General features: G+C 55.8%; 18 protein-coding genes. 4 read left to right on the top strand and 14 right to left on the bottom strand.

Features of this window, described 5'->3' with window-relative positions; all coding sequences use genetic code 11:
* Window positions 1-13: 13 nt before the first annotated feature.
* The 3 genes from HKX44_RS11605 to HKX44_RS11595 form a co-directional block, all read right to left on the bottom strand.
* On the bottom strand, window positions 14-1,963 hold the full coding sequence (locus tag HKX44_RS11605) for a TonB-dependent receptor (RefSeq protein WP_276151486.1): 1,950 nt from the start codon (window positions 1,961-1,963) through the stop codon (window positions 14-16).
* Window positions 1,964-2,225: 262 nt separating this feature from the next.
* The gene (locus HKX44_RS11600; protein ID WP_276151485.1) at window positions 2,226-2,612 is read right to left on the bottom strand and encodes a carboxymuconolactone decarboxylase family protein; all 387 of its coding nucleotides are present in this window, start codon (window positions 2,610-2,612) and stop codon (window positions 2,226-2,228) included.
* Between the two features lie 32 nt (window positions 2,613-2,644).
* Window positions 2,645-3,616, bottom strand: a complete 972-nt coding sequence (locus HKX44_RS11595; RefSeq protein ID WP_276151483.1) for a LysR family transcriptional regulator — start codon at window positions 3,614-3,616, stop codon at window positions 2,645-2,647.
* A gap of 361 nt (window positions 3,617-3,977) precedes the next feature.
* Here HKX44_RS11595 and HKX44_RS11590 point away from each other — a divergent pair, with 361 nt between their 5' ends.
* A complete protein-coding gene (locus HKX44_RS11590) occupies window positions 3,978-4,550 on the top strand; it encodes a GNAT family N-acetyltransferase (RefSeq protein WP_276151482.1) in 573 nt (190 codons plus the stop codon).
* A 45-nt stretch (window positions 4,551-4,595) separates the two neighbouring features.
* Here HKX44_RS11590 and HKX44_RS11585 read toward each other — a convergent pair whose 3' ends face one another.
* Window positions 4,596-5,267 (bottom strand): Crp/Fnr family transcriptional regulator, encoded by a 672-nt coding sequence (locus tag HKX44_RS11585; RefSeq protein ID WP_276151481.1) that lies wholly within the window; start codon window positions 5,265-5,267, stop codon window positions 4,596-4,598.
* The gene (locus tag HKX44_RS11580) at window positions 5,264-5,728 is read right to left on the bottom strand and encodes an Rrf2 family transcriptional regulator (RefSeq protein WP_276151480.1); all 465 of its coding nucleotides are present in this window, start codon (window positions 5,726-5,728) and stop codon (window positions 5,264-5,266) included. The genes HKX44_RS11585 and HKX44_RS11580 overlap by 4 nt, the downstream gene beginning before the upstream one ends.
* Window positions 5,729-6,009: 281 nt before the next feature.
* On the opposite strand from HKX44_RS11580, the gene HKX44_RS11575 reads away from it, so the two are divergent.
* From HKX44_RS11575 to HKX44_RS11565, 3 genes are read left to right on the top strand one after another with little or no spacing between them, the layout of a single operon-like run.
* Window positions 6,010-7,419 (top strand): cytochrome ubiquinol oxidase subunit I, encoded by a 1,410-nt coding sequence (locus tag HKX44_RS11575; RefSeq protein ID WP_276151479.1) that lies wholly within the window; start codon window positions 6,010-6,012, stop codon window positions 7,417-7,419.
* Between the two features lie 11 nt (window positions 7,420-7,430).
* On the top strand, window positions 7,431-8,432 hold the full coding sequence (gene cydB, locus HKX44_RS11570; RefSeq protein WP_276151478.1) for a cytochrome d ubiquinol oxidase subunit II: 1,002 nt from the start codon (window positions 7,431-7,433) through the stop codon (window positions 8,430-8,432).
* Window positions 8,432-8,542 (top strand): DUF2474 family protein, encoded by a 111-nt coding sequence (locus HKX44_RS11565; protein WP_276151477.1) that lies wholly within the window; start codon window positions 8,432-8,434, stop codon window positions 8,540-8,542. Before cydB ends, HKX44_RS11565 begins: the two co-directional genes overlap by 1 nt.
* Before the next feature lie 69 nt (window positions 8,543-8,611).
* Here HKX44_RS11565 and HKX44_RS11560 read toward each other — a convergent pair whose 3' ends face one another.
* The 9 genes from HKX44_RS11560 to phaC form a co-directional block, all read right to left on the bottom strand.
* The gene (locus tag HKX44_RS11560) at window positions 8,612-10,003 is read right to left on the bottom strand and encodes a 3'-5' exonuclease (protein ID WP_276153219.1); all 1,392 of its coding nucleotides are present in this window, start codon (window positions 10,001-10,003) and stop codon (window positions 8,612-8,614) included.
* 1 nt (window position 10,004) lies between these two features.
* Window positions 10,005-10,526: a hypothetical protein gene (locus tag HKX44_RS11555; RefSeq protein WP_276151475.1), complete on the bottom strand. Its 522-nt coding sequence runs from the start codon at window positions 10,524-10,526 to the stop codon at window positions 10,005-10,007.
* A gap of 17 nt (window positions 10,527-10,543) precedes the next feature.
* Entirely contained in the window at window positions 10,544-12,313 is a 1,770-nt protein-coding gene (locus HKX44_RS11550; RefSeq protein WP_276151901.1) for a DUF294 nucleotidyltransferase-like domain-containing protein, read from the bottom strand.
* A gap of 106 nt (window positions 12,314-12,419) precedes the next feature.
* Window positions 12,420-14,222, bottom strand: coding sequence for a sodium:solute symporter family protein (locus HKX44_RS11545; protein ID WP_276151474.1), 1,803 nt, complete (start codon window positions 14,220-14,222; stop codon window positions 12,420-12,422).
* 4 nt (window positions 14,223-14,226) lie between these two features.
* Complete coding sequence (locus HKX44_RS11540; RefSeq protein WP_276151473.1) at window positions 14,227-14,484, bottom strand: DUF4212 domain-containing protein; 258 nt, start codon at window positions 14,482-14,484, stop codon at window positions 14,227-14,229.
* The gene (locus HKX44_RS11535; protein WP_276151472.1) at window positions 14,484-15,221 is read right to left on the bottom strand and encodes an adenylate kinase; all 738 of its coding nucleotides are present in this window, start codon (window positions 15,219-15,221) and stop codon (window positions 14,484-14,486) included. Before HKX44_RS11535 ends, HKX44_RS11540 begins: the two co-directional genes overlap by 1 nt.
* A gap of 3 nt (window positions 15,222-15,224) precedes the next feature.
* A complete protein-coding gene (gene acs / locus HKX44_RS11530; protein ID WP_276151471.1) occupies window positions 15,225-17,186 on the bottom strand; it encodes an acetate--CoA ligase in 1,962 nt (653 codons plus the stop codon).
* 85 nt (window positions 17,187-17,271) lie between these two features.
* Entirely contained in the window at window positions 17,272-18,144 is an 873-nt protein-coding gene (locus HKX44_RS11525; protein ID WP_276151470.1) for a hypothetical protein, read from the bottom strand.
* A gap of 24 nt (window positions 18,145-18,168) precedes the next feature.
* On the bottom strand, window positions 18,169-19,998 hold the full coding sequence (gene phaC / locus HKX44_RS11520) for a class I poly(R)-hydroxyalkanoic acid synthase (protein WP_276151469.1): 1,830 nt from the start codon (window positions 19,996-19,998) through the stop codon (window positions 18,169-18,171).
* Window positions 19,999-20,033: the final 35 nt, after the last annotated feature.

Genomic DNA, 20,033 nt, shown 5'->3' with positions numbered 1-20,033 from the left:
ACGGGTCTACTCCTTAGAACCGCAGGGTTCCTCGGATAGAGATTGAACGGCCAGGCTCATACAGCGGGGTCACGCCGTCATTTGCGAATTCCTGTCCATAGGTACCGCGCTCTGCGTAGGTTTGATCAAAGACATTGTTGATCTCACCGCGCAGTGTGAAATTCTTGTATTGCTTCGGATTCCATTCGGCAAAGGCGTTCACCACCTCATAGCTTTCAATGACATTGGTCGGAGCGCCGGCATAAGACCCCTGTAACGAGAAGGCGAATTGCGCATCCACACCCACAGTCAGGTCATGCTGCTCAAACTCATGCGCGACAGCCATGGTCAGCATCTCGCCGAAAGGTTGGGTCAGATAACGTCCGGTGAAGCCGTCCGCCGGGAAACCGTTCACTGTACTGTCGATATCCGAGTAACCGATGCTGAAGAAACCACGTTCCCATGCATAGGACGCGCCCAGTTCAAACCCTTTGGACGACGCGTCCGCCGTTACCCCCGGTCCCGCACGATAGCTGGCCGTACGGGCGTTTTCGAGATCGGTGCGGAACAGTTTCGCCTTCAGGTTCCACGCGCCAAGGTCTGCGTTCGCCGACAAGAAATAGTTTTTGGCCGTTACCGCCTCAAGATGGTCGGGATAGACCCAGGCCGTGTTAAAGATGAAATTCTCAGCCAAGGGGATACCGCCCCAAACGCTTGAAGCACCGGCGCTGAGGGTCAGGATATCATTGACCGCAAACTCCCCGGTAATATTGGCCGACAGACCGCTGTCGGAAAATGTGCTGCCCTCGATACCGGTCAACTTGTTCCAGTCATAGCGCAGCCCCGTAGACAGCTTTGTCCGGTCACCCAGATCAAAGCGCCCTTGGGCAAAGATGCCGACATTGCGGGATTTCTCTGTGCTGGCTTGGTTGAAAGCAGGGTTGGAAAAGCTACGATAGATGTTCTCGGCTTCGTCCCGATAGAAATCCATACCTGCCGTTACACTGCCATTCTGCAAGGTGAAGGTGTTTTGAAAGGACCCTGAAATGCTGTCAGTTGTGCCATCGGACTGCTGTGAATCCTCCAACAGACCAAGGTCCGTCACGCTGTAGCTCAGCGAGAACTTGGGGTCCCACATTTCGGTTGTCTGGGTTGTTGTGTAGTTAAAGGCAAGGTTACGCCGGTTCAGGACATAGCGACGCGTTGCCGGCACCGGACGCCCACCAGCCAACAGGCCGATATCAGCGCGATAAGGGCGCAATTCGTCATCCTCGACATCCTCATAAGACAGCTCGAAACGGCCACCGTTTTGCGCATTCAACGCAACCTTGAACAACCCGCTGTGCAGGCCGGCCGCAGAACCGAGAATGTCATTTCCATCGCCATTAGTTCGGATGTCGCCATTGGCAACCTTCACATATCCCAGCGCCTCGACAGGGCCGCTCCGCCCGAACAGCGTCAGGCTGGTTGAAAACCCATCCCCGTTAGAGGTGTATTCACTGCTGAGAATCCCGCCGAAACCCAACCCGGGCGCAAGCAGGTCGTCGACGTCTTTTGTTTCATATCCAATGGAACCCGCCAGCGCGCCGGGGCCTGCATCCGCTGGGGCAACGCCGGGGTCAATCCGCACCTGTTTCAGAATCTCGGGATCAATGTAGGTTGTCGCATTGTGGTGGAAAATCTTGTTGTTCTGGCGGGCGCCGTCGATCGTCGTGGCAAGGTTGGTTTCCTCGATCCCGTTCACGAATACTTTCTGCGAAAGCGGCACGGAACTGCTGACCGATACAGTCGGTTCGTTTTTGAACACGTCTTGCAGATCACCGGGGTCGTTACGCTCAAGATCATCGGCATCCACGCCAACATCATTTGCACTGGATGTCTCAAGGACAATTGTCCCCAACAGGAACTGGTCCGCCGTTTGCGCCCAGACGGCTTGCGCGCTGACGAGTGCTAAAACGGAAGTGAAAGAAAGAAGGCTGCGCATATTTGTCCCCAGAGGCTGTAGAAAATGTCTGGGTGGCTGGGAGCTAGCTGCCTGAGGGGCCGAGAACACAGAATTGGGGTCGGGTCAACCCTGCGGGCAACCCACTCATCGCGCCGGATGCCTTTGTGCGACACCTACACAGGCTTTTCAGCCTGTGATGTTGGAACGAGTTTAACGCTCAGACCTTCTGATTTCGTGCAGTTTTAGGAGATCTGCTTGGATCATCTAAAGATCAAAGCAGTTTGCCCCCCAGCGCAGGTGCTTAATCCGCTTTCTGTTCGGCAGCAAAAACTTCCAGCGCGGCGTTCAACCCGTTAATCGCCGCCGGAAAGCCGCCATAAAGCGCCATTTGCCAGATGGTTTCCGCGATTTCCTTTTGCGACAATCCCGCTTTGCGCCCGCCTGCAATATTCACCATCAGCTGGGGGCGCGTCTGACCACCCAAAGCCGTTAGGGCCGCAATAGTGGCCAGATACCTGTCGCGCAGTGGCAGACCGGGGCGGGCATATTGACGACCATAGGCAAAATCGACCACGCCTTCGGCCATACCCGGCAGCAAATGCCCATACCGTGCGTTCAACGCCTCCTCCATGCCGGGGTTGAGTTCTTCAGAGAGGGCCTTGCCAATTTCTGTCGTCGTTTTGGTCATCTTTTAAATCCTTCTATGTCGTAGCCTTCGGTCTAACTGTAAATGCCTGCCATCCCCAGCACCGGAACCTCCCGAAACTCACGTACAAGAAAATCCACAAAGGCGCGGGTTTTCGGGGCAAGGTTGCGACGGTCGGCAAACATCACAGCAATATCGGTGCTGGGCGGCGCATACCTCGGCAGGACATGGACCAGTTCGCCGCTAAGGAACTTTGCTGCGGTCATATAGCTAGGCAAACGCGCAATTCCGATCCCGTTCAACGCGGCCTGAAAAACCACATCGGTACTGTTCCCGGTAAATGTTCCCTGCGCTTCAAACCCTTGCTGATGGCCGTTTTGCGGTTTGCTCCACCAATTTCGTTCATTATTTTCACTGATCCGCAGGCAGTTATGGCTGGCAAGGCTGGCAAAATCCTGCGGTGTCCCGCAGCGCCCCAAATAGGCCGGAGAGGCGCATAGAACACGCCGGCTTTGCATAAAGCGACGCATCACAACGTCAGAGCTCTTACGCTGTTCTGCAAAACAAATCGCCCCGTCATACCCTTCGCTTTGCACGTCAACCTCGCGGTCTGTCAGGTCCAGCGAAACCTGTACTTCGGGGTTTTCATCAAGGAACCCGGGCAATTTCGGGATCAACTGGGATTTACCAAAGGCAACGCTTGAGGCAATCTTCAGGATGCCACGTGGCACGCTGTCAAAAGTCGAAATGACGGCCTTGGCCTCGTTGAACATCTCAGACATCGCTTTGCATTTCTCATATAGTTCCTGTCCCTCCTGTGTCGGAGAAACCCCGGTTCTTGAGCGGTGCAACAACCGATGATGAACCTGATCCTCTAGCAGCCCGATCTGTTTGCTAACCGCCGAGGGCGTTTGCCCCATTGCACGCGCAGCCGCCGAAATACTGCCCCGTTCGACAACAGTCGCAAAGATCAGCATTTGCGCGGATATGTCCACAAGGTCACCGTCCTGTTCCAGAATGGCATATGTGCTATGCCATTTAAACAATTGTGAGCGCCATCGAATGCACCTACCTCTGCAATGCAGCATAAATACTGCAATGCAGCAATAGATGAGATGCCAATATGGAAAAATCAACGGAAAGCCGCGGATCTGACGCGAATCCGGTCATAAACGGCGCAATTTATCACCATAGGCGCCCGCAAATGCAGATTTAAGACCGGAATATGCTGCTGGGTCAGATTGAGGTCTCAGCGGCAAACAGAACATGCTGGACGTCCCTCCTCCCGGATCATTCCAGCATGCGCGGCGGCGAAACACGAATAAATTGCGCCGAAGCAACGGGCCAGTATTTTCCTCCTCCCATAAATACTGGCCCACCTTCCCCAACGGCAAGGACGTTGAAGCCATGACCAACACCAAACATGATTCAAGACTTTTGATGCGCAGGCTCCACGCCAGCGACCAAAAGGAGATCTGTGAACACTTTATCCGGCTTGATGCCGGCACCCGCCGGTCCCGTTTTTGCGGTTCGATCAACGATGCGGAGATAGCGAAGTACGCCGCCAAGATCTTTGACAACGACAGTATCATTTGCGGTGCGTTTTTCGATGGCATCCTGCGCGGCATTGTCGAATTGCGCGGCAGTTTCCACAGCTGGCCTCGTGTCACAGAAGCGGCATTTTCGGTTGAAAAAGACTGGCAGAATATCGGTATCGGCGACGCGCTTTTTGATCAGATTTTTGCGCGGGCACAGAACCGGGGTATCCGTACCATCCAGATGCTGTGTCTGCGTGAAAACAGCCGTATGCGTCATTTGGCAGCCAAACATAACGCGACACTGCAGTTTGACGAGGACGGCGTACAGGCTGTGCTGCATCCGCATTGGCCCACACCAGTGTCCGTCGCAACAGAATTTCGCGGCGAAGCCATCGGCTTTTTGCATTTGATGTTCGGTTGGCGGAAGCTCGGAGCCCGCTGATCTCCTGTTGGTCAGGCAGGTGAAACACCTGCCTCGGGCCATCCGTCAGGCGTTGTGATGCGCCAGCGTTTCCAGTTGCTGACGGTCCAGCAAGCTCACACTGCCGCGCGCCTGTTCAATCCAACCGCGCCGCTGGAATTCCTGAAGCTGGCGAGAGATCACCTCGCGTGCGGTTCCCAATTCGACCGACAGTTTTTGATGGGTGGTTGCGATGACATCCTGCCCTTTGGAGAGACCCAGCAATTTGTCGGCCAATCGTACATCCATGCGTTGGAATGCAACCTCGTCGATCATCAGGAACAAATCCGTGATGCGTTTGGAAAACGCGGCAAAGACAAAATCGCGAAAGGACTTCGACTGCGCAACCAGATCGTCAAAGACATCGCGCGGCACGGCTGCGGCCTGTACCGCAGTTTCCGAAATACCCTCTGCTGAATAGTTATCATAAGCCAACAGGCAGGCCGTTGTCAGAACACAGCTTTGTCCCGCCTGAATGCGGTACAGCACAATTTCGTGTCCGGTTTCGGAAACCTGTTGCACTCTGACCGTCCCATCCAGAAGAAACAGCATGTTTTCTGGCGAATTACCGGGTCCAAAAACCATCGTCCCTTTCGGAACCTCAACAATGGCACTGCGGGACAACAACAATTGCTTAATCGACGGTTCCAGACGCGAAAGCCCCGGAAAACGCTCAACCCATTCGTCGGCATCGGTCATCGTACATTGGTCTCCGCGCGAGGCATTTCCAGTGGCGCAATCCGCTCCATCAACTGGCCACGATTTGACGCAATATTGGCAATGGTCAGATCGTCAAGAACCGCCATGAAGGCGGCTGTGGCTTCCTGCATTTTTTTTGACAAGACACAGATACCCACCAACGGACAGGTGTTCTTGTCCGGATTGAAACACTCGACCACATCCAGCGGCCCCTCTGTAATCCGCACCACATCACCGACAACGATGTCCTCGGCAGGGCGAGCCAGACGAAAACCACCGCCGCGCCCGCGTACCGTCTCAAGGTAACCGGACCGGCCCAGCTCATGCACGATTTTCATGATGTGGGGGCGGGACAAGTTATGAACCTTGGCCACATCATCAACCCGCACGAGGTCAGGCGATTTGAGCGCTGCAAGCTGCAAAGAGCGCAGGGCGTAATTGGTATAGCTGGTCAGCTTCATGGTGCATCCTGTTGTCGCACCCAAAGATACATTCAAAGTATTGCTTTTGTAAATGGCGCAACCTAGGTTTTGCCTGAAAACTACTATTTCAAATATAGGATATCTCAGATGACCCTCTGGATCGATGGCGTAGCCCCCAACTTTTTCGCAGATGAAACAATGTCGCACATTCGGAGTTGCAACACCTTCCGCCCCGGTCTGCGCAGATAAATCTATAGCCCCCATTTTCAGCAAACCCGGGGAACCAACCCGGGCACTGATCTTTCCCAAGAGGCCCAAATATGTTTGACGGTATGACAGCAGAGACACTCGCCCGGATACAATTTGCATTCACGGTGTCGTTCCACATCATCTTTCCAGCGTTCTCGATCGGGGTGGCCAGTTACCTGGCCGTTCTGAACGGATTGTGGTTGGGGACAAGGGATCAAACCTACCTGACCCTATTCAACTACTGGAAGAAAATCTTTGCGGTTGCCTTTGGGATGGGCGTCGTGTCGGGCATTGTGATGTCCTATCAATTCGGCACCAACTGGTCCGTGTTCTCGGACAAAACCGGGCCTGTGCTGGGGCCGTTAATGGCCTATGAAGTGCTGTCCGCCTTCTTCCTTGAGGCTGGTTTTCTCGGCATCATGCTGTTCGGGCGCGAACGGGTTGGTGACAAGCTGCACATGTTCGCCACCGCTATGGTCGCCTTTGGCACGCTGATGTCTGCCACATGGATTCTGTCGGTAAACTCGTGGATGCAAACCCCCGCCGGCTACAGCATGAACGAGCTGGGCCAGTTTGTACCGGAAGACTGGTGGCAAATCGTCTTTAATCCGTCCTTCCCGTACAGGTTGGTTCACATGGTCCTCGCCGCGTATCTGACCACGGCCCTTGTGGTGGGTGGGGTTGGTGGCCTGCACCTTTTGCGCGATGCCAAAGACGCGCCAGCACGGCGTATGTTCTCCATGGCAATGTGGATGTTGATCATCGTGGCGCCGCTGCAAATCCTTGCCGGCGACTTTCATGGTATCAACACATTGGAACACCAACCGGCCAAAGTCATGGCCATGGAAGGGCATTACGACAGCCATCCAGACGGTGCCCCGCTGATCCTGTTTGGCATCCCGAATGCAGAGGAAAAGCGGGTCGACTACGCCATCCAGATCCCCAAGCTTTCCAGTTTGATCCTCAAGCACCACTGGGACGCACCCATTGACGGGCTGGACACGATCCCCGACGCGGACGAACCACCTGTGGCCATCGTTTTCTGGAGTTTCCGGGTGATGGTTGGTCTCGGGTTTGCAATGCTGGGCCTTGGCGCATGGAGCGTGCTGCGGCGGCTTAAGGGGCGACTTTACGAAGACCGTTGGTTGCAACGCGCCGCAATTGCCATGGGGCCAACAGGATTTGTCGCAGTTCTCGCCGGTTGGGTCACCACCGAAGTGGGCCGCCAACCCTTTACCGTCTACGGGGTATTGCGCACTGGCGACAGTTTGGCGCCCGTGGCTGCACCGGCAGTGGCCGCATCCCTTCTGGCTTTCATCATTGTGTACTTCTTTGTCTTTGGCGCAGGCACTTTCTATCTGCTGCGCATGATGAACAAGCCCGCCGGAACCGTGCATCTTGGCCTCAAGGACGGCCCGATCCGCACTGCGGGCACCACACCGATCATGCAAACCGATCCTGATGCAATACCAGGCGAATAAGGAGCCTTTCGATGTTTGAACTTTCCTTTATCTGGGCCGGAATCATCGCATTCGCTGTCCTGACCTATGTGATCCTTGACGGGTTCGACCTTGGCGTTGGTATCCTGTTTCCCCTCGCCGGCAGCGAGCGTGAAAAGGCAACCATGATGAACTCGATTGCGCCGATCTGGGATGGCAACGAAACTTGGCTGGTGCTGGGTGGGGGCGGATTGTTTGCGGTTTTCCCACTGGCCTATGCGGTCATCATGCCGGCGTTATACATGCCGATTATCCTGATGCTGCTGGCGCTCATTTTTCGCGGTGTCGCCTTTGAATACCGCTGGCGCACTGAACGGTGGAAACCAGTCTGGGATGCGGCATTTTTTGGCGGATCGCTCATCGCCGCATTCATGCAGGGCATCGCACTCGGCGCTTTGGTGCAAGGCATCAAGGTTGTCGATCGGGCCTATGCCGGGGGATGGTGGGACTGGCTCAGCCTGTTCTCGATCCTGACCGGATTGGCCGTTGTTGTCGGCTATGCCTTGTTGGGGGCGACATGGGTCATCCTGAAAACCGAAGGTAGCCTGCAACGCCAGATGCAAAACCGCGCATGGTGGCTGGGCGCCGGCACGTTGGGCTTTATCGGGATCGTCAGTATCCTGACACCGTTTCAGGATCCGGACTATTTCAGCCGCTGGTTCAACCTGCCCGGCAGTATCTTTAGCGTGGTGATGCCGGGTGCGATGCTGGGTGCGGCATGGGCGCTGTTCTCCGGCCTGAAAACAGGAAAGGACGGTCAGCCGTTTCTGGCCGCCATCTGCATTTTTGTGCTGTGTTTCATCGGCATCGGGATCAGTTTCTATCCGAATATCGTGCCCCCCGGCCTGACCATCGCCGAAGCGGCGGCACCGGACAAAAGCCTGCGCTTTGCCTTGGTCGGAACGGTGGTGCTGGTGCCGATGATCCTTGCCTATACAGCCTATGCTTATTGGGTCTTTCGCGGCAAGATCGATCCGGCAGAGGGGTATCACTGATGGCCCTTGGAAACCTGAAAAAGCTCGGTTGGTTTGTCGCGCTCTGGATCACCAGCGTTCTGGCGCTGGGGGTGGTGGCCTATGCTATCCGCCTTGTGATCCACGGCTAACCCGCGCACCCGCCCTCGCGCATCACCACGCGCGGGGGTCCTCCCTGGTCTTTATCCCTAAAACGCAGGTTAGCCTTTAAGAATGCGTCGGTGTTTTCTCGAGGCCTCTTGCAAAGCGCCATATGTATGGATGCCGCGCGCCTCGCAAATGGCAATCATACTGACCAGAGCCTCGGCTGTCGCGACGGCATCCCCCATGGCCGTGTGCCGCAGCGCATGTGGAATGACAATTCCCAGACGGTCGCAAATCGCATCCAGCGTGTGAACAGCAGAACCGCCGAAAATAACGGCAGACATCAAAACCGTATCAAGCACCGGATGATCAAATTGCTGGCCGGTCTTCAGTGCCTGCCTGTGCAGAAACGCCATGTCAAAATCCGCGTTATGGGCCACGAAAACCGAACCTTCTGCGAAGGCCTGAAACTCTGTACAGACACTATCAAAGCCCGGCGCTTCAGCGACCATCGCATTGCTGATGCCGTGAACTTCTGTTGAGCGTTTCGGTATCGCAATACCCGGCTTGACCAATGTTTCAAACGCTTCGCCTGCGACGATCTTGCCGTTCACGACCCGCACCGCGCCCAGCTGCACAACCTCGTCCGTGACGGGGTCCAGTCCGGTGGTTTCGCTGTCAAACACGACATAGATCAGATCACGCAGCGGTGTGTTATGTAGGCTGTCAAACCGCGCCGCATTCATCAGGTCAAAATCATAGATCAGCGGACGCGCAGGCGATGCATCCAGCGGCTCAAGCATCAAGGTGTATCCGGCCTGCGGGCCAAATGACCGGATATGCCCTTGATAGGCCCTGCCACAGCGGGAAACCGCATTGATCTGAATGCGGCACTCCTCAGACTCCCGCATTTGTTGCAAGGCATTCAGGATCGCGTCTTCTTCGAGGTATTCAAACAGCGATGTTTTCAAACGCGGGGCCCCGACGCGCTCCATTAGCGCTGCGGCCTGGCCATCGTACAGAACGATCTGATGCTCTGGCGTCACCAGAAAAGTTGCCACAGGAATGTCTGACAGGATCGCCACAAGCCGGTCACGCTGGGCCGTTATCTCAGACAGTTCTTTTGCATTCATGTCGGATCGTGCCCGCACGACATCTTCAAGAACTTTTCCCATGGCTGATGCCGCCGGTGCCAGATCTCCAAGATATTTTGCCTTGCTCACGTCAATCGGCGTACTGACATCCACATGGGCACGGACCCGCAGGCTGGCGGCGGTCGCCTCGATCGGCTTGCTGACGTTTTCATCAAACATCAGCCAAATCCCGGCAACAAGCGCCACGATACCAAAGCCCGCGATAAGGCCGCTGGTGATAAATGCGGACAGGGCGGCGGGATCGGCCAGTTGCTGAAAGCCAACCCAAAGGGCAACAAACGTGATCGCCAGACTGCCGGTTGCCATCAGACAGAAGAACAGGAGGATTCTTTTGCGCAGGCTGAGGTGTTTCATATCAAACCTCGAAACAGGCAGCGCGTAACAGCGGCGCATCCGCCTCCATAGGGTGCCAATCCGCGTTCAGCACCTGTCCGTCATCACCAAATTCAACGCCATCAACCAGATCGGCACGGGAATGCATTGCACAATCAAACAAGGCGGGAATTTTCGCGGTCCGCGCCCAGCGACCATAAATCACCAGATCCACAATCCGCTGTTCGGGATGCGCGGGATGGCTCCGAATTGTGGCCTGATCAATCGCGATGAACCGGCTGACAAAAGGTCTGGCAAAGGTCCACGGGCGATAGAACTTCTTTTCCTCCACGGTTTCGGCAACGACAAACCCTTCTGGCATGTTGGATTGTGCCCGCGCGAACCAGCTGTATTCGCTTGATATGGTGGCCAACAGCATCGCGGCCCCCGCAGATACCGGTACCAACCACGACGGCAGCCGCCCCTTAAGGCTTCGGTTAAGTGCCCAAACCAGAAGCGCGGCTGCAACCCCCGCAACGATGGTGCCGATCAGTTCAAAGAACATGAGGTCTTCCTTTATCTTTATCCAAGCACGCCGCGTCCCTGCATCAACGCAGACTGCATCGTTTTGATCACCACAAATGCGTCTCGCAAATGACTGCGTTCAAAGCCCGACAAGGTTGCCGGCGGCAGAAAGTTATCCGCAGCCTTGCCCTGTTTTATCCGCTTGGCCTGATGTTCCAGCCGGGCTTGCGCGACAAGATCATAGGCGTCCAACAGATCATTGCCGCCACTATCGCTGATGATCCCCGCGTTCCGCGCCGCCTCAAGCCGCGCGCGTGTGTTCAACTCGGTCAATTGCCCTTGCAGCGCATACATCCGCCCCAGATCAACCACCGGCACAACGCCGTTCAGTTTCATGTCGATTGTGTTGCGGTGTTCGCCAGCACGGATCGTCGTCAGACCACGCAACAGACCCAAAGGTGTGGCATGGGTCAGCGCGTTCGACGCCATATGCGCGGTAAATATCGAATTGTTTGCAGCGGCCCTGAGAGTGCTGGCGTGGAGGTCAGCAAACAGGGTTTCGTCCCCGCCGATCGGGCGCAGGTCAAACATCACAGAGGCGAGCATTTGCGCCTCTTTACCAGGGCTTTTGATCCAGCCCTGAAAGTAGTCCTTCCAGACAGAAACCGGTTGGCACCAGCGCGGGGTTGTCGCCATCATTTCACCCGGACAATAGACATAGCCGCAGGCATCCAGACCATCGCTGACAAACTGGGCAAAGGGCCCAAAGTATTGCATCGCCTCATCCGAAATCCCGTCTTCGAGGATCAAACAGTTGTCCTGATCCGAAACGCCGGTCTGTTCCTGCCGCCCCTGCGAGCCACAGGCCAGCCACAGATACCGTGCCGGCGGCGGGCCGAACTTTTCTTCGGCCATGCGCAACAGGCGACGGGTAACCACATCGGCAATATCAGTAATCATTCGGGTGACAATGTCGTGCCGGTTGCCCGCCGCGACAAGCTGGACCAGCAGGTTCGGGATGCCGCCCGTGATCCGGGCAAGTTCCGGAACAGTGTCAGCAAATGCCGCCTGCCCGACAAAACCGGCAGCATGGGAGGCCTGAAACCGCGTCAGGTCCGTCTGGGTAATAATACCAACAAGCCGCCCTGCCGACACCACCGGCAGATGCCCCAGCCGGTATTCCATCATCAGATGTAACACATCCGAGCCAATGGCGGAGGGCGATAGCACCCGAGGCGAGGTCGTCATGATGGTGCTGACCGGTGTATCCGTTGCCAGATCGGTGGCAACAGCCTTGTTAACGATGTCGCGCAGCGTGACAATTCCAGCAATCCGGTCATCTTCCAGCACACAAAGACAGGAAATATGCTTGTCGCGCATGACGGCACCCGCCGCCCTGATTGTTGTATCAGGGGTACAGGACGCTGGATCGGTTGCCATTAACCTATCGACACGAATACGTGTCAAATCAGCCACGCCAGTATCCGAACTGGGGCGGCGGCGGTCAAAGAACCTCCGGAAAGCCTCATGTTGGTGAAGCAGGGCGTAAAACAATGTCGCAGGGATGCACAGCAAACGGCAATCTTCCTGCGCGGTTGCGGTTGTCACGGCATATCCCCGCCGCATCAAACCACGTTCGCCAAAAGAGTTTTCGCGGCCCAACAAGGACAGCGGCATGTCGTTTTCATCCGTAACAGAAACCTGCCCGCTGAGGATGATATAAAGGCCATTCACGCGATCCCCGCAGGCGTAAATCGTGCCGCCTTGGGCCACATCGAGGGGGGAGCTTTGGTCAAGAATTTCAGCGCGCGCATCTTCTGACAACACGTCATAGGGATGCAAATGGGACAGTAAGGTTGTTTGATCTGTGGTCACAGTCGTGGTCCCTGTTTGGTGGGGGTCTGGCGCGATAATGGCGCCAGACCCTATGGTTTTAGTGGTCTACCGCTTCGCCGGCACCTGCCGGAACACGCACGCTTTCGACCAGGTCTTTGATCTCTTGTGGTGTATCAGCCGTGTTCAGGGACACCGCATAAGCAACCGCAAAGTTGATCATCGCACCCACCGCACCAATCGCGGTAGACTGGATGCCGAACAGCGACCCGTCAACCGTGTCAGGAAAGGAGTTCGTGCCCGCGATGAACAGCCAGCCCTTGTGCAGGAAGATGTACACCAGTGTGAAGCCCAGACCGGACAACATCCCGGCAACGGCACCCACGTTGTTGATGCGGGTAGAGAAGATGCCCATCATCAGCGCCGGAAAGATCGACGCCGCCGCAAGGCCAAAGGCCAAGGCGACCGTTTGTGCGGCAAACCCCGGAGGATTAAGGCCAAGGATCGTCGCAACCAGAATGGCAACCGCCATGGCAATCCGCGCTGACATCAACTCGGCTTTTTCCGACATGTTTGGCGTCAACTGCCCCTTCAGCAAATCGTGGCTTACCGCAGATGAAATCGCCAGCAACAGACCCGCCGCAGTGGACAGGGCTGCCGCAAGGCCACCCGCCGCCACCAGACCGATCACCCAGCTTGGCAGGTTCGCAATCTCGGGGTTGGCAAGCACCAGAATGTCACGGTTGAATTTGGTAAATTCATTACCCTGCCACCCGTTTGCTTCAGCCTTCTCCGCCATCGCATCAGATTTATCGTTGTAATACTGGATTTTGCCGTCGCCGTTCTTGTCTTCCCAATCGAGAAGGCCGGTTTTCTGCCACGTCTGCATCCAGTTATAACGCTCGTCTGTGTCGATGGTTTCAACCGAAACAGCTTCGCCATTTGTTCCGTTTGGCCACATCAGCTCGGTGATGTTCAAACGCGCCATCGCACCAACAGCCGGAGCTGTGAGGTACAGCAAGGCGATGAAAACAAGCGCCCACCCAGCGGACCAACGGGCATCAGACACTTTTGGCACAGTAAAGAACCGCATGATGACGTGCGGCAAACCCGCCGTACCGATCATCAGTGACAGTGTGAACAGCACCATGTTCAGGTTGTCTTTATGTGCTTCTGTATAGCTGGCAAATCCAAGATCGGTTACGATCTGGTCAAGCTTTTGCAACAGATAAACACTGCCTTCACCACCTGTCGCGGAGTTCACTTCACTGAACAGGCCCAGACCCGGGATCGCATTACCGGTGAGTTGCAGCGAGATGAACACAGCCGGAATGGTATAGGCGAGGATCAGCACGACATATTGTGCAACCTGCGTATAGGTCACGCCTTTCATGCCACCGAAAACCGCATAGGCGAAAACCACACAGGCACCGATCAAAAGACCCGATGTGTTGGAAATCTCAAGAAAGCGACCAAAGGCCACGCCAACACCGGTCATCTGGCCAATCACATATGTGGTCGAGGCCACAATCAGACAGATCACCGCCACCAGACGCGCGGTCGGGGAATAGAAACGGTCGCCAATGAATTCGGACACGGTAAACTTGCCGAACTTACGCAGGTAAGGTGCCAGCAGCAGGGCAAGCAGCACGTAACCGCCGGTCCAGCCCATCAGAAACGACGAGTTGTCATAGCCGGTAAAGGCAATCAGACCCGCCATAGAGATAAACGACGCCGCCGACATCCAGTCCGCCGCAGTGGCCATACCGTTGGTGACAGGGTGAACCCCCCGGCCCGCGGCATAAAATTCAGATGTCGAACCGGCACGGGCCCAAATCGCGATGCCGATGTAGAGCGCAAAAGATGCACCCACAAACAGCAGGTTAATGGTAAACTGTTCCATGTGTTTATTCCTCTACGCCGTGTTCACGGTCCAGCTTGTTCATACGCCAGGCGTAGAAAAAGATGATCGCAAGAAAGACCAGGATCGAACCTTGCTGTGCCACCCAAAAGCCAAGGTCGGTTCCGCCGATTTCGATGCCCGACAGCAGGGGTCGCAGCAGAATGCCAAAACCGAAAGGCACGATGGCCCAGATGATCAGACTGATCTTGATAACGCGCAGATTGGCCTTCCAATATGCGCTGGGGTCCGGTTGTTCACTCATTATGTTTCCTCCATTTGAGCTGTTCTTGTTTGAACTTTGATGGCTTTGACACCGCGCACATCCACGACGATGGGCCGAACCATCTGGCGCAGGGTGTTGGTGATTGCGTCGATGTCGCCCATCGCGTCCAGCGACCGAAGCGCACCTGTTTCTTCGTAAAAGGCAATCAGCGGCGCGGTTTCGTTGTGATAGGCAACCAGACGCCGGCGCACAGTTTCAGGGTTGTCATCCGCACGGCGACGGAACTTCTGACTACCGCATTTGTCACAGGCACCTTCGACCGTCGGGCGCTTGAACGCTTCGTGATAGCCTTCGCCACAGCCGTCACAGGTGTAGCGCCCTGAAATGCGTTCAACCATGGCATCATCTTCGACCTCAAGGCTGATGGCCGCATGTACTTTTGTGCCCTGCGAGGCAAGCAGTTCTGACAGGGCTTCGGCCTGTGGAATGGTACGGGGAAAGCCGTCCAGAATGACGCCCGCCGCACAATCCGGATCACTCAGCCGGTCACGCAGAATGTTGATGACAATCTCGTCGCTGACCAGCCCACCGGATTCCATAACGGATTTTGCCGCCTTGCCCGCATCCGTGCCCGCAGACACCGCCTGACGCAGCAAGTCACCCGTGGAAAGCTGGACCAGACCAAAATGGTCTTCCAAGATCTTGGCCTGTGTTCCCTTGCCGGCACCCGGAGGTCCAAGCAAAATCAAAACCGGTACATTACTATAATCACGCATGTTTCACCCCTTGTTCATTCTGTTTTCGATTAATGTGTCCACAACCGCAGGTTCAGCCAAAGTTGAGGTGTCGCCCAATGCGCCAAAGTCGTCTTCGGCAATCTTGCGCAGGATACGGCGCATGATTTTACCCGACCTCGTTTTCGGCAGGCCTGGTGCCCATTGGATCAGGTCCGGTGCGGCGATGGGGCCAATTTCGGTGCGCACCCATGTACGCAGCTCTTTGCGCAACTCTTCGCTAGGCTCTTCGCCGTTCATCAGGGTGACATAGCAATAGATGCCCTGACCTTTGATCTCGTGGGGATAGCCAACCACAGCGGCTTCGGCCACTTTCGGGTGAGCAACAAGGGCGGATTCAACTTCTGCCGTGCCCATCCGGTGCCCGGAAACGTTGATCACATCGTCAACGCGCCCCGTGATCCAATAGTCGCCATCGGCGTCCCGCCGACAGCCATCACCGGTAAAATAGTAGCCTTTGTAATCCGAGAAATAGGTTTTCTCGAACCGTTCATGATCACCCCAGACGGTGCGCATCTGACCGGGCCAGCTGCCCTTGAGGCACAACACACCTTCACAGGCTGTCTCGTGAATTTCCGCACCGGACGCCGGTTCCAGAACCACCGGTTCGATGCCAAAGAACGGCTTCATCGCCGACCCCGGCTTGAGCGCATGGGCACCCGGCAGCGGCGTCAGCAGGTGCCCCCCGGTTTCAGTCTGCCACCATGTGTCGACGATGGGCAATTTGCCTTTGCCAACCACATCATTGTACCAGTTCCACGCTTCGGGGTTGATCGGCTCGCCAACAGTGCCCAGCACCCTGAGACTGCTCAGATCACATTTTTCGACAAACTCGGGGCCTTTGGCCATCAGCGCGCGGATCGCAGTCGGGGCGGTATAAAACTGCGCCACCTTGTGCTTTTCACAAACCTGCCAAAAACGGCTGGCATCCGGGTATGTCGGCACACCTTCGAACATCACCGTTGTGGCACCATTCGCCAGCGGGCCATAGACGATATAGCTGTGTCCGGTGACCCAACCGACATCCGCAGTACACCAGTAAACGTCGCCCTCGTGATAATCGAACACCAATTCCTGCGTCATCGCCGCATACACAAGATAGCCACCCGAGGAATGCACAACGCCCTTCGGCTGACCCGTAGAGCCTGAGGTATACAGGATGAACAGCGGGTCTTCCGCGCCAACTTCGACAGGATCGCAATCCGGTGAGGCGGCTGCCGCCAATTCACCATAATCCAGATCCCGTCCCTGGACCCAGGTTGTCTGGCCGCCGGTGCGTTTTACAACAAGACATTTCACACTGTCCTTGCAGTGCAGCAGGGCTTCATCTGCGTTGGATTTAAGCGGCGTCTGGCGCCCGCCACGCGGTGCATAATCAGCCGTGATCAACAGCTTGGCATCGGATCCATTGACCCGAGCCGACAGGGCATCCGGCGAGAAACCGGCAAAAACAATCGAATGAATTGCGCCAATGCGCGCACAGGCCAGCATCGCATAGGCGGCCTCGGGGATCATCGGCAAATAGATGACGACACGGTCGCCTTTGGTGACACCCTGGTCCTTCAACACATTCGCCATCCGGCTTACCGCTTCATGCAGCGCCTTATAGGTGATGTGTTGCGCATCCTCGTCCGGATTGTCAGGTTCAAAGATAATCGCAGTCTGATCGCCCCGCGTTGCAAGGTGGCGGTCGATGCAATTGGCAGAGACATTCAGCGTCGCATCCGCATACCAATTGATATGAACATTGCCCAAGGTAAAATCGACATCCTTGACGCTGCTATAGGGTTTGATCCAATCAATCCGTTTGCCCTGCTCGCCCCAGAACGCATCCGGATCGGCGAGCGATGCGGCATACATCTCATCATATTTCTCTTTACTAACATGCGCGTTAGAGACCATCTCGGCACTTGGTGCATAAGTTTTCAACGTTGTGTCCCCTGTCATCAGTTAACTCCTGTGTCGGTAAAAATTGGACGGCCCCGCACAGCGAAATGCACGCAGGTTCAGGGCCTCTATCGGGCCGTGGAATTTAGTGCGTGCCTGCGTCAGCAGCTTTCATTTCAACAACAAGCTGGTAGGCATCGGCGTAGGTATTTCGGATGTTGGGCAGGAACCCCTGACTTTCGGAACGCAACCGAATGTCGGTTTCCGCTTCCAGACCCGGCGCATACCGCACCGTCCCCAATGAGAAGTTCTGGTTAAGTTTCTTGCCGCGCGCAGCATATTCAACCCAAGCCGATGGTTGAATTTGCGTGCCCTCATAATTGATCAGGAAATACCATTTGTGCCCGGTGGACCTGACCTGCGATTCAATGAAATCGTAAACGTCAGTCACATCGCGGGAATGCTCAAAAGTGAAACCAGAGAAATCGACCTTCATGATCTGATCATCCGGTTTGAAATCAATCCGCCAGTTCCAGTCCTTGCGCTCGAATCCCGGCTGCATGGCAGCCTTTTTACGGCGGGGGCTGGGCAAACTGTGCAAATGCGCCAGCGCAGCCTGACGGTCATCAAACAAGTTGGGATGAAACGCGTAAGATGCGGCGTCCTGTTCAATTTGTGCGCGCGTGCTATCGACGCTGCCAAAACGGACGGTTCCCATTGAATGGGCTTTGTTCAACTCCAAACCGCGCCGTGAAAACGCCGGCCACGCCGCCGAAGCGATACAAGTTGCGCCGTAGTTGACCAGAAAGAACCACTGACCCTCGCCGGTTTGCGCGATACGCTCTTCTATGCGGTCATAAAACTGGTTCACTTGGAGAGAGCTGGACAGGCTCACCCCCGCAAAGCTGACTTCCATAACCTCGGCTTTGTCATCAAAACTGATGCGTGCATCTATGTCAGCCTCACAAAGCGCGGACAGGGCAGTGGCGGGATTCTCTACAGTTACGTCTTGTGTCATGTCGGAACTCCTTTGAACTTCGGGTCAGGCGGATTTGACGTATGATCCGGGGGCGGCTTCGATGGCTTTGTATTTGCCTTTCGTTGCCGGTTTGCGCGCCGGAACCTTTTTGGTCTCGCGGGCCTCCAGCCATGCAGCCCAATGGGGCCACCATGATCCTTCATGCGCGGTTGACTGGGCTTGGAAATCATCCGGAGAGGCCGGATAGGTGTCACTGGTGCGGTACCCGTATTTCACCCGTTTTGCCGGGGGATTGATCACGCCGGCGATGTGACCAGAACCACCCAAGACAAACTCAACCTCCCCCCCAAACAGGCCGGTTGCCGGATAGACCGAATGCCAGGGCGCGATGTGATCCAGCTCGGTCGCAAGAATGAAACAGGGTGTGGTAATTTTGGTGATGTCGATCTCGACACCGTTCAGCTCCAGCGCGCCGGGTTTACGCAACCCGTTCTGCAAATAGACCTCTTCGAGATACCAGAGCAGCATGGCAGAAGGCAGACGGGTGGAATCCGAATTCCACGACAGCAAATCAAACGCCGGCGGTTTTTCACCGCGCAGGTAATTCGCCTCGACGAAAGACCAGATAAGATCCCTTTCGCGCAGCATCGAAAACATGTCTTGCAGGTGGTGCGCGTCAAGATAACCTTTTTCGGCCATGTGGTGCCGCATACTTTGCAACCGCTCATCGTCGATGAACACACCAATCTCGCCGACGTCCTCGAAATCAACCATGCTGGCTAGGGTGGTGGCAGAGGCGATGCGATCGTCCCCAATCCCCGCCAGATAGGCCAGCATCGCCGTGACCAGAATGCCACCGATGCAGAACCCCAGAATGTTTGCCTTTTCCTCGCCGGTGATGTCACGGATCACGTCAAGCGCCGCCAGCGGGCCTTCGGTCATGTAATCAGCAAAATCTTTCTCGGCGTGATCCCGCGTCGGGTTGACCCAAGACACCACAAAAACCGAATGCCCTTGATCCAGCATGTACCGGATCAGACTGTTCTCCGGTTTCATATCCAGAATGTAAAACTTGTTGATCCAGGACGGCACAAACAGGATCGGTGTTGCGTGTTGTTGTTTGGTGGTGGGCGCATATTGGATCAACTGCATCAGATCGTTCTGAAACACGACTTGCCCTTTGGTCGTGGCCAGATCGACACCGACTTCGAACGCCGTGTCGTCGTTGGTGGCAATATCAAGTCGCCCGTCGCCGCGCTCCAGATCAGCCAGCAGGTTCTCTAATCCAGCCAATAGGCTCTCTCCCTGCGTTTCCATCAGCGCCTTGCGGGCGGCGGGATTAGTCATCAAATAGTTGCTGGGCGACAGGGCGCTAACCATCTGGCGGGAATAGAAACTGACCCGTTGGTGGTCCTTTGATCCGTCCGGCAAACGCGCAAGCAACCCGGTTGTGGCGCGATCAAATGCCAGAAAAACATCCCGATAGCTGCGAGCAACAGGATCATCAGACCAGCTTTGATCCTTAAACCGTTTGTCGCGGACCGGTGCATCATCAGACGGGTTCAACATCGTTTGCCATGCGGCCATCATTTCGGTGGCAACAGTCTTTTGAATGTCCATCAGCTTGGCAGGGTCGGACATCATATCAATCCAGAAGGTCCCATAGGCTTTGGCCAAAGCACCGGCATCCATAAGCTGGTACTCGGAACCTGACGCCTGCTTGGCCGCGTGGCCCTGCATCTGGGCCGCCGCCAGCATTGCACGATTGGTCAAACGCGCGAGCCGCTCGGTTTGTTCGGCGATGTCTGTTGTAGAGGCTGAATTCACATCATCACGCATGGTTCGACTTCCCGCTGAATTTCCGACCGGATTGGCCAAGGCAATCAGGCGCATCGCAGGCACCTGATCCGTTCGCATGAGACCGCGCG

Source organism: Sulfitobacter sp. M05, from assembly GCF_029285175.1.
Lineage (GTDB): Bacteria > Pseudomonadota > Alphaproteobacteria > Rhodobacterales > Rhodobacteraceae > Sulfitobacter.
Note: the sequence above shows the minus strand (reverse complement) of the source record. Positions and strands in the feature narration are given on the sequence as shown.

Bases quoted from the DNA above. Each gene is read 5' to 3' on its own strand.
- HKX44_RS11605 (WP_276151486.1), bottom strand. From the start codon at position 1,963: ATGCGCAGCCTTCTTTCTTTCACTTCCGTTTTAGCACTCGTCAGCGCG.
- HKX44_RS11600 (WP_276151485.1), bottom strand. From the start codon at position 2,612: ATGACCAAAACGACGACAGAAATTGGCAAGGCCCTCTCTGAAGAACTC.
- HKX44_RS11590 (WP_276151482.1), top strand. From the start codon at position 3,978: ATGACCAACACCAAACATGATTCAAGACTTTTGATGCGCAGGCTCCAC.
- HKX44_RS11585 (WP_276151481.1), bottom strand. From the start codon at position 5,267: ATGACCGATGCCGACGAATGGGTTGAGCGTTTTCCGGGGCTTTCGCGT.
- HKX44_RS11580 (WP_276151480.1), bottom strand. From the start codon at position 5,728: ATGAAGCTGACCAGCTATACCAATTACGCCCTGCGCTCTTTGCAGCTT.
- HKX44_RS11575 (WP_276151479.1), top strand. From the start codon at position 6,010: ATGTTTGACGGTATGACAGCAGAGACACTCGCCCGGATACAATTTGCA.
- cydB (WP_276151478.1), top strand. From the start codon at position 7,431: ATGTTTGAACTTTCCTTTATCTGGGCCGGAATCATCGCATTCGCTGTC.
- HKX44_RS11565 (WP_276151477.1), top strand. From the start codon at position 8,432: ATGGCCCTTGGAAACCTGAAAAAGCTCGGTTGGTTTGTCGCGCTCTGG.
- HKX44_RS11560 (WP_276153219.1), bottom strand. From the start codon at position 10,003: ATGAAACACCTCAGCCTGCGCAAAAGAATCCTCCTGTTCTTCTGTCTG.
- HKX44_RS11555 (WP_276151475.1), bottom strand. From the start codon at position 10,526: ATGTTCTTTGAACTGATCGGCACCATCGTTGCGGGGGTTGCAGCCGCG.
- HKX44_RS11545 (WP_276151474.1), bottom strand. From the start codon at position 14,222: ATGGAACAGTTTACCATTAACCTGCTGTTTGTGGGTGCATCTTTTGCG.
- HKX44_RS11540 (WP_276151473.1), bottom strand. From the start codon at position 14,484: ATGAGTGAACAACCGGACCCCAGCGCATATTGGAAGGCCAATCTGCGC.
- HKX44_RS11535 (WP_276151472.1), bottom strand. From the start codon at position 15,221: ATGCGTGATTATAGTAATGTACCGGTTTTGATTTTGCTTGGACCTCCG.
- acs (WP_276151471.1), bottom strand. From the start codon at position 17,186: ATGACAGGGGACACAACGTTGAAAACTTATGCACCAAGTGCCGAGATG.
- HKX44_RS11525 (WP_276151470.1), bottom strand. From the start codon at position 18,144: ATGACACAAGACGTAACTGTAGAGAATCCCGCCACTGCCCTGTCCGCG.
- phaC (WP_276151469.1), bottom strand. From the start codon at position 19,998: ATGCGCCTGATTGCCTTGGCCAATCCGGTCGGAAATTCAGCGGGAAGT.